Raw genomic sequence first — 8,069 nt, 5'->3', positions numbered from 1 at the left:
CGCCGGTGGAGTAGCGGCCGTGACGGCCGTCCTCCGCACGGATGATCGGCATCGCCTCCGCGCGCCCGACGACACGCCCCACTCAGGCCGCGACGATGACAGGGCCACGGGATGGGAGGGCTTTCCATGACAGCGCTGACGCTCGAAGTCGATGCGCGCGACGCCCGCGATGCGCGCGGTGCCGGCGACGGCCGTGACGCCGGCACCGCACGGCGGGAGCGGCTCGCCCCGGAGGTCGGCCTGCCGGTCGCACTTTGGTCGAACCCGGATACCGGCGTGGCCCGGTACGTGATCTTCGCCGTCCTGCTCGGCAGCTGGATCGTGGCCGTGGCCGCCGCCGGGGTGATCATCCCGCCGGTTCCGTTGCTGATCTTTCTGCTGTTCCGGCTGTTCCGGCTGACGGAGCGCCGCCGGCATCCCACTCGATCGCCGGAGGCCATACGGATCGGCTGAAGCCGCAGGTCACCGGGGGTACGTCCGGCGCCCGCCAGGTTTGAACGACAGGTTTGAACGACAGGCCCGGGGAACGTCGAGCGGAGTGGAGATCCGTACCGGCGAAGGAGGCCACCATGGTGTTCACCGTCGCGGACCACCTGCTCGAACGGTTACGGGAGTGGGGGGTCGAGTTCGTCTTCGGATACCCCGGGGACGGCATTATCGGGCTCCTCGCCGCCTTCGAGAAGGCGGGGAACCGCCCGAGGTTCGTCCAGAGCAGGCATGAGGAGATGTCGGCGCTGGCGGCCGTCGGGTACGCCAAGTTCAGCGGACGGCCCGGCGTCTGCATGGCGACCAGCGGCCCCGGCGCCGCTCACCTGATCAACGGGCTCTACGACGCCAAGCTCGACCATGTGCCGGTGGTCGCCGTGGTCGGGCAGACGGCGCGCACCGCCCTGGGCGGCGACTACATGCAGGAGATCGACCTGCCGGCGCTGTTCAAGGACGTGGCGGGCGCGTACGTGCAGATGGCCACCGTGGCCCCGCAGTTCCCCAACCTGATCGACCGGGCGATCCGGACCGCGCTCGCGGACCGCGCACCCACCTGCGTGATCGTTCCGGTCGACCTACAGGAGGAGCCCTACCAGATCCCGGCGCAGGCGTTGCGGTACGTGCCGTCTTCGCCGCCCGGCTACGCGCGGCCCATCACCCGCGCTCCGGAGACCGAGGTCGCCCGCGCCGCCGAGGTGATCAACGCGGGCGAGAGGGTCGCCATGCTCATCGGGCAGGGGGCCCGTGCGGCGGCGCCGGAGGTGGTCGAGACCGCGGACATCACCGGGGCCGGGGTGGCCAAGGCGCTGCTGGGCAAGGACGTCCTGCCCGACGATCTGCCCTTCGTGACCGGTGCGATCGGGCTCCTCGGCACCAGGCCCTCCTATGAGCTGATGCGCGACTGCGACACCCTGCTGATCGTCGGCTCGAACTTCCCGTACAGCCAGTTCCTGCCGGAGTTCGGCGTTGCCCGCGCGGTGCAGATCGACGTGGACGGCCGGCTGATCGGGATGCGCTATCCGATCGAGGTCCCGCTGATCGGGGACGCGGCGGTGACGCTGCGGGCGCTGATCCCGAGACTGCGGCGGAAACAGGACCGGACCTGGCGGAACAGGATCGAGAAGAGCGTCTCCCGATGGTGGGCCACGGTAGAACGGCAGGCCCACGTGGAGGCCGATCCGATCAACCCGATGCTGCCGTTCTGGGAACTGTCGTCGCGGCTGCCGCACGACGCGATCGTGACCACCGACTCGGGGTCGGCGGCCAACTGGTACGCCCGGAACCTGTGCTTCCGGAACGGTGTGCGGGGCTCGCTGTCCGGAACGCTGGCCACCATGGGGTGCGCGGTGCCGTACGCGATCGGGGCCAAGTTCGCCCATCCGGGCCGGCCGGTGATCGCGCTCGTCGGCGACGGGGCCATGCAGATGAACGGCTTGGCCGAGCTGATCACGGTCAAGCGCCATGCGCCGCAGTGGCCGGATGCCCGGTTCATCGTCGCTGTGCTGCACAACAACGACCTGAACGAGGTCACCTGGGAGATGCGCGCCATGGCCGGTGCGCCGAAGTTCGAGGAGTCGCAGAGCCTGCCCGACGTGTCGTACGCGATGTTCGCCAGGTCGCTCGGCATGGAGGGCATCGAGGTGGAGAAGCCCGAGGCGGTGGCGCCCGCGTGGGACCGCGCGATGCGCGCCGACCGGCCGGTGCTGCTCGACATCCATACCGATCCGGACATCCCTCCAATTCCGCCACATGTCGACTTCGAGCAGATCAAGGACATGGTGGAGGCCGTCGTCAAGGGCGACCCGGACCGATGGGACGTCGTCAGGAAGGGGCTCGAGACGAAGGTCCAGGAGCTGTACCGGCCTCTGTGACGGCGGCCTTCTCACCGCCGGCCCCGGCTCACCCGCGCCCTCGGACGCTCACCAGGGCGGATCCGTTGACGCGAGGCCGCCGGTTGACCGTTTACGGCCATGTGCGTGTCCGGTCCGGGCATTCACGTGGACATCGGCGACTTACAGAGTGACCGTCTCGATGGCTGACGATTGAACGAACTGAGGTTTCCCATGATGAAGGGCCAGTTTGGGCCGCTCTCGCCGGGCCGGCCGGGCGTCGGGGGGCCGGCCGTCAGCGGGCCGGATGCCGACGGGCCGGACGCCGACGGGCCGGACGCCGGCACTCCGGCCGAGGTCGAGGTCGAGGACGCCGCAGGCGATCCCGCCCTCTGGCGGCGCCGGGTGCGGCACGACATCCGCCATGAGCTCGGCACCATCATCATGCTGGCGTCGGCCGTGATGGTGTCCGACGATGTCGGCCCGAGGAGCAAGGAGCGGGTCGGGCAGCTGCTGGGCGAGACCCGGTGGCTGGACCACCTGCTGCGGCAGCTCGACGAGGACGGCGACGCGCCGGTTCGCCGCCCTGAACGGATCCGGGCGGACGAACTGGTCGCCGAGGTGGTGGCGGGCCTGCGGCTGGCGACACCGCACCAGGTCGACTTCGACGGCGAGCCGGTCTGGGCCTGCGTGGACGAGCTCTCGCTGTGGCGGGCGGTGCGGAACATCCTGGACAACGCCTGCCGGGTCGCCGTGAGCCGGGTGGACGTCCGGGTCCGGGCTCGGCGTGGCTGGATCTGCGTGCAGATCGACGACGACGGACCCGGATTCGGTTTCGGCCCGGCCGGTACGGCGTCGATGGGCCTCGGCATCGCGCACGACCTGGTCTCCGGTTACGGCGGCAGCCTCGACATCCGCCGCGGTGAGATGGGCGGCGCGGCCGTCCGCATCTTGTTGCCCGCGGCCAAGCACGGCTCTTCGGAGGGACAATGAGGATCCTGCTCTGCGACGACCACGCCGTCTTCGCCGACTCGCTCGCGCTCGTCCTGGCCGACGCGGGGCACACCGTCGTCGGGGTCACCTACGATCCCGACGACGCTCTGGCCGCGCTGCGGCGGCGTCCCGCCGACGTCTGCCTGATCGATCTGTGCTTTCCGGCCGGCACCGTGCTCGGCCGCATGGCCGAGTTCCACGCGGCCGCCCCCGCGACGCGGTTCGTCATCCTGTCCGGGTTCCTGGAGAGCCAGGTCGTCGACGCGGGCGCGGGCGCCGGGGTGCACGGATTCGCGCACAAGGGCCAGCAGGCAGGCGACCTCGTCGCGCTCCTCGCCCGGATCCACGCGGGCGAGCGCAACCCGGTCCGCGACCGGACCCGCGACGTGGCGCGCGGCCTGGTGCACGACCGCGGCGCCGGCCGCCCCGCCACGACCGGCCGACCCCGGGGCCAGGCGCAGCAGGCCGCGCGGTTCCTCACCCCGCGCGAGCGGGAAGTACTGACCCGGCTGGCCCGAGGTGAGTCGACGCTGACCCTCGCCAAGGCCATGGGCGTGACGCGGAGCACGGCCCGCAGCCACGTGCAGAGCGTGCTCACGAAGCTCGGCGTGCACTCCCAGCGCGAGGCGGTCATCGAGGCCGCCCGCTACGGCATGGTGAGTGTGGAGACCGGGGAGTGGCTGCTGTCGTGAGCGCCCGCCCGGCCGCCCGGCCGGACGGCCCCGCCGCATAGCCCTCGGACGGGGGTCGCCGCGGCCGGGGACGGGGCCGGGAGTCACGGGAACCCCCCGTCGCCGGGTCGCATCCCGGCGCGCATGGCGAGAGTGATGGCCTCGAGCGCCGAGTGCAGGCCGAGTTTGGCCAGCAGGTTCTGGGCGTGGGTGCGGACCGTGTTGGCCGACAGTCCGAAACGGGCCGCGATCTCGTTGCGGCTCAGCCCGTCCACCATGCTCTGCAGGACCTCGAGCTCACGCGGGGTCAGCCCGGCGAGCTCCGGAGGGACGCCGCCGGGGTCGGGCTCGCCGGCCGTGAGGTCGCGCAGCACGTCCCCGAGCACGTCCGGCGGGATCCATCCGCCCCGCCGGGCCACGTGGCGGATCACCTGGACCACCCGGTCGGCGCTCTCGGCCTTGGACAGGTAGCCGACCGCGCCGTGCCGTACCGCCCGTACGATGTCGCTCGCGTCGGCCACCGCCGAGAGCACGACCGCGTGTACGCCCGGATGCCGCTTGCGCAGGTGGTCCAGCACACAGAGCCCGTCTTCGGCGCCGAGCATCGGATCGAGCACCACGACCTCTGGATGCTCGGTGGCGATCAGCGATAACGCCCGGCGGGCGTCGACGGCGATCGGGAGCACGACCATGTCGGGCTCCCTGCGCAACCGGATGGCGAAGGCCTCGGCGAACAGCGTGTGATGGTCCACGATGAGGACCCGGGTCGAGGGCATGTCTCGACGATGACCCCGGATCCGCTCGAGCGGATCCCGCAAACGCTGTACTCCACGACCCCGCGGTCGGCCGGTGCCGGCCGTGCGTGCGCGGTGCGCCGCGGCCGGGCGGTCTTCCGTCTCAGGCCGGCCGGTCCTTCGCCTCAGGCCGGCCGCCCGTCGATTGGTCCACGAAGCGCGGCCCCGAATGGACCTCCTGCGGCCGCCGGTCAAGCGGTTGACTTGCCGGTATGACCAACTTCGCGATCTTTGTCGCGGCGACCGGCGCCATCGTCGCCGTGCCCGGGCCCAACCATCTGTACATCACCACGCACAGCATCGGCGCCGGGCGCCGGGCGGGAATCGCGTCGGCCCTCGGTGTCGAGACGGGGACGCTCGTGCACATCGTCGCGGCGGCCGCCGGCCTTTCGGCGCTGATCGCGGCGTCCGCCACCGCGTTCAACGTCGTGCGTTATGCCGGTGCCGGTTACTTGATCTATCTGGGCATTCGTACGCTGCTGAAACGCGGTGAGGACGATCACGAGCAGGCGATCCGGCCGCAGCGGTTGAGCCGCGTCTACCTCGAGGGCGTCGTGGTCAACATCTTCAATCCCAAGACCATTCTGTTCTTCCTGGCCTTCCTGCCGCAGTTCGTGGACCAGGGGGCCGGATCGATCCCGTTGCAGGTGATCGGGCTGGGGCTGGTGCTGGCGTTGATCGGGCTCACGACCGACGTCGCCTATGCGATAGGCGCCGGCTCGCTGGGTGCGCTGCTGCGCAGGAGTCCTCGCTTCCGGCGCGGCCGGCGGTATGCGACGGGCATCGTCTATCTGGGTCTCGGCGCCGCCACCGCGTTCGCGGGCCCTCGCCGTACGTGAAGCCCAGCGAGAAAGCCTTTGCATAGCGATTCGTTTCAACGCGTTGACATGCGAGTTTCTCAGCGTAGTTTGGCCCCTACTGTGCCCATACTGCGTTAAGAGGACGTTCCCGATGTGTTTTCATGCAGCAGCAGTACGCGATGCGGTCACCGCGCCTCATGCGTTCGCCCTGTGAAGGCCTTGGTGGCCGGCGTCGGAGACGTTCTGCTGAGCGATGACGGATTCGGGGTCGAGGTGGCCAGGCGGCTCGCCGGCGAGCCGTTGCCCGGTGGGGTCCAGGTGATCGACTTCGGACCCCACGCCGGCCGGCTGGCCGCCCACCTCCTCCACGGATGCGAGTTCCTGATCCTGATCGACACCGTCGAGCGCGGCGGCGACCCGGGCACGCTGTACGTCATCGAAGCCGACGGTTCGCACGCCGGACGCCACGCCGCCGTGGACGGCGCCGAGAAGTCGCTGAACGCCGCGGTCGCGATGTTCCAGACCCTCGGCGGCGACATCGCCAGAGTCGTCGTGGTCGGCTGCGAACCCGCCGAGGTCGGAGCCGGGGTGGGGCTCACCGCGCCGGTCGCGCGGGCGGTCGACGAGGCCGTGTCGATCGTGCGGCAACTGCTCGTGGAGACCCTCGAGACGCCGGGTCAGACCAGCTGAGGTCACTGCACCTGGCCAGAAAAGGACAAAGCTCGCACAGTGGATCCGGCGCAGGATGACCATCCGCGAATGATCCCTCGGGGTAAGGTCTGAGGGCTTGAGGACCAGATGCCGCGGCCACCGCGTGCTCTTCACATATGCGAAAACAGCCGTACGGGCCGGCCGGGCAGGGAAGACCCTTTCGCCCCCCCGCACGTCCTGGCGCACGACGCGGACAGGGCGCCGCGTCCGCACTGTTCGGTCCGACACTGTTCCGTCCGACACTGTTCCGTCCGATGCAGCGTCCCTCCGGGCGCGTGAACAGGAGAGCATATGCCCCACCTCCGCAGGCTCGTGTCCGTCCTCGTCGCTGGCGCCACGGCCGCGACGCTGACCCTGAGCCCGTCCGCGCAGGCGCGGACGGCGGCGGTGCCCTCGGCGACCGCCGAGGCGCCCTCGCAGGTCTCCTTCCACCGGTTCGCGCGTTTCTCCGGTGGCGTGCGCGAGGGCACCGCGAACGGTCACACGCTGCGTTTCCACCGGCCGGTGGGAACGCTGGACTACACCGATCCGTTCGGGAGCGGCACCAAGACCTGGGAGTACGCGCGCTGGACGTCACCGGTGCGCGCCATCGGCTTCGGCGCGACCGAACTGGTGGCGTCCTGGACGGCCGCGGCGCCGCGAGGCACCTGGCTCCAGGTGGAGATGCGCGCGCACACCAGCACCGGTCACGACACCAAGTGGTACGTCATGGGCCGGTGGGCCGAGGGGGACGAGGATCTGCACCGGACGTCGGTCAACGGTCAGCGTGACGCCGACGGCACGATCTACACCGACACGTTCGTCTCCACGAGCGGCACGACGATCAGTTCCTACCAGCTGCGCGCGACGCTCTACCGGCTGCCGGGTTCGCACGCGCGGCCGGCGGTGCGAATGCTCGGCGCCATGGCCTCGGCGGTCCCCGAGCGGACCGACTACCCGGCCGGCCCTCCCGGTGGAGCGCAGGGCATCGAGCTGAAGGTGCCGCGTTTCTCGCAGGAGATCCACAAGGGTGAGTACCCGGAGTGGGACGGCGGCGGCGAGGCGTGGTGCAGCCCGACCTCCACATCGATGGTCGTCGCGTACTACCGCCGCGGGCCCAAGCCGGCGGACTACGCGTGGGTGGACCCGTCCTACGCCGACCCGTGGGTCGACTACGCGGCCCGGCACACCTATGACTACACCTACGAGGGCGCCGGGAACTGGCCGTTCAACACCGCCTACGCGGGGCGTTTCGGGCTCGACGGGTTCGTCACGCGGCTGCGTTCGCTGACCGAGCTGGAGAGGTTCATCAAGGCCGGGATCCCGATCGTGACCTCGCAGTCGTTCACCGCGGAGGAACTGCCGGGCGCCGGCTACGGCACCAACGGGCACCTGATGGTCATCATCGGGTTCACCAGGACCGGTGACGTGATCGCCAACGACCCCGCATCGCCGTCCAACGACGCCGTGCGCCGCGTCTATCCGCGCGCGGCCTTCGAGAAGGTCTGGCAGCGCAGCACCGGCGGCGTCTCGTACGTCATCCACCCCAAGAGCCGGCCGCTGCCGCGCAACGTGCCCGGTCTGACGCCGAACTGGTGAGCGCCACGGCCGTACGGAGGAGCGCGGCTCGTCCTCCGTACGGCCGGTGCGTTCGGCGGCGCGGTCCTGTAGCGGAGTGACGGTCAGCCGCGTGGGGCGTACATGATGACGGCGACGCCCGCGAGGCAGACGAGGGCGCCGGCGATGTCCCAGCGGTCCGGGTGGAAGCCGTCCATGACCACGCCCCAGGCCAGCGCGCCGGCGACG

At 70.8% G+C, this 8,069-nt stretch carries 9 protein-coding genes; 7 read left to right on the top strand and 2 right to left on the bottom strand.

Annotation, left to right across the window (positions count from 1 at the left end):
- Positions 1 to 126 precede the first annotated feature (126 nt).
- The 4 genes from HKK72_RS32420 (at position 127) to HKK72_RS32405 (ending at position 4,000) form a co-directional block, all read left to right on the top strand.
- On the top strand, positions 127 to 453 hold the full coding sequence (locus HKK72_RS32420; protein WP_187238246.1) for a hypothetical protein: 327 nt from the start codon (positions 127 to 129) through the stop codon (positions 451 to 453).
- A 116-nt stretch (positions 454 to 569) separates the two neighbouring features.
- Positions 570 to 2,357 (top strand): thiamine pyrophosphate-requiring protein, encoded by a 1,788-nt coding sequence (locus HKK72_RS32415; protein ID WP_187238245.1) that lies wholly within the window; start codon positions 570 to 572, stop codon positions 2,355 to 2,357.
- 192 nt (positions 2,358 to 2,549) lie between these two features.
- The gene (locus HKK72_RS32410) at positions 2,550 to 3,308 is read left to right on the top strand and encodes a sensor histidine kinase (RefSeq protein ID WP_187238244.1); all 759 of its coding nucleotides are present in this window, start codon (positions 2,550 to 2,552) and stop codon (positions 3,306 to 3,308) included.
- Complete coding sequence (locus tag HKK72_RS32405; protein ID WP_187238243.1) at positions 3,305 to 4,000, top strand: response regulator transcription factor; 696 nt, start codon at positions 3,305 to 3,307, stop codon at positions 3,998 to 4,000. The genes HKK72_RS32410 and HKK72_RS32405 overlap by 4 nt, the downstream gene beginning before the upstream one ends.
- 83 nt (positions 4,001 to 4,083) lie before the next feature.
- On the opposite strand, the gene HKK72_RS32400 is transcribed toward HKK72_RS32405, so the two are convergent.
- Complete coding sequence (locus HKK72_RS32400; protein WP_187238242.1) at positions 4,084 to 4,755, bottom strand: response regulator; 672 nt, start codon at positions 4,753 to 4,755, stop codon at positions 4,084 to 4,086.
- Positions 4,756 to 4,985: 230 nt separating this feature from the next.
- Between HKK72_RS32400 and HKK72_RS32395 the strand changes: the two genes are divergently transcribed.
- The 3 genes from HKK72_RS32395 (at position 4,986) to HKK72_RS32385 (ending at position 7,862) form a co-directional block, all read left to right on the top strand.
- On the top strand, positions 4,986 to 5,612 hold the full coding sequence (locus HKK72_RS32395) for a LysE family translocator (protein ID WP_187238241.1): 627 nt from the start codon (positions 4,986 to 4,988) through the stop codon (positions 5,610 to 5,612).
- Between the two features lie 171 nt (positions 5,613 to 5,783).
- Positions 5,784 to 6,263, top strand: a complete 480-nt coding sequence (locus HKK72_RS32390) for a hydrogenase maturation protease (RefSeq protein ID WP_222721412.1) — start codon at positions 5,784 to 5,786, stop codon at positions 6,261 to 6,263.
- A 312-nt stretch (positions 6,264 to 6,575) separates the two neighbouring features.
- Positions 6,576 to 7,862, top strand: a complete 1,287-nt coding sequence (locus HKK72_RS32385; protein WP_187238240.1) for a C39 family peptidase — start codon at positions 6,576 to 6,578, stop codon at positions 7,860 to 7,862.
- Between the two features lie 83 nt (positions 7,863 to 7,945).
- Here HKK72_RS32385 and HKK72_RS32380 read toward each other — a convergent pair whose 3' ends face one another.
- Positions 7,946 to 8,056 (bottom strand): hypothetical protein, encoded by a 111-nt coding sequence (locus HKK72_RS32380; protein WP_410050364.1) that lies wholly within the window; start codon positions 8,054 to 8,056, stop codon positions 7,946 to 7,948.
- Positions 8,057 to 8,069 lie beyond the last annotated feature (13 nt).

Source organism: Actinomadura sp. HBU206391 (assembly GCF_014323665.1).
Classification (GTDB): domain Bacteria; phylum Actinomycetota; class Actinomycetes; order Streptosporangiales; family Streptosporangiaceae; genus Actinomadura_C.
This window is presented reverse-complemented; position numbering and strand designations above follow the sequence as displayed.

What these genes read in the sequence shown, in the direction of transcription:
- HKK72_RS32385 (WP_187238240.1), top strand. Translation starts at nt 6,576, where the DNA reads ATGCCCCACCTCCGCAGGCTCGTGTCCGTCCTCGTCGCTGGCGCCACG.
- HKK72_RS32415 (WP_187238245.1), top strand. Translation starts at nt 570, where the DNA reads ATGGTGTTCACCGTCGCGGACCACCTGCTCGAACGGTTACGGGAGTGG.
- HKK72_RS32400 (WP_187238242.1), bottom strand. Translation starts at nt 4,755, where the DNA reads ATGCCCTCGACCCGGGTCCTCATCGTGGACCATCACACGCTGTTCGCC.
- HKK72_RS32410 (WP_187238244.1), top strand. Translation starts at nt 2,550, where the DNA reads ATGATGAAGGGCCAGTTTGGGCCGCTCTCGCCGGGCCGGCCGGGCGTC.
- HKK72_RS32420 (WP_187238246.1), top strand. Translation starts at nt 127, where the DNA reads ATGACAGCGCTGACGCTCGAAGTCGATGCGCGCGACGCCCGCGATGCG.
- HKK72_RS32405 (WP_187238243.1), top strand. Translation starts at nt 3,305, where the DNA reads ATGAGGATCCTGCTCTGCGACGACCACGCCGTCTTCGCCGACTCGCTC.
- HKK72_RS32395 (WP_187238241.1), top strand. Translation starts at nt 4,986, where the DNA reads ATGACCAACTTCGCGATCTTTGTCGCGGCGACCGGCGCCATCGTCGCC.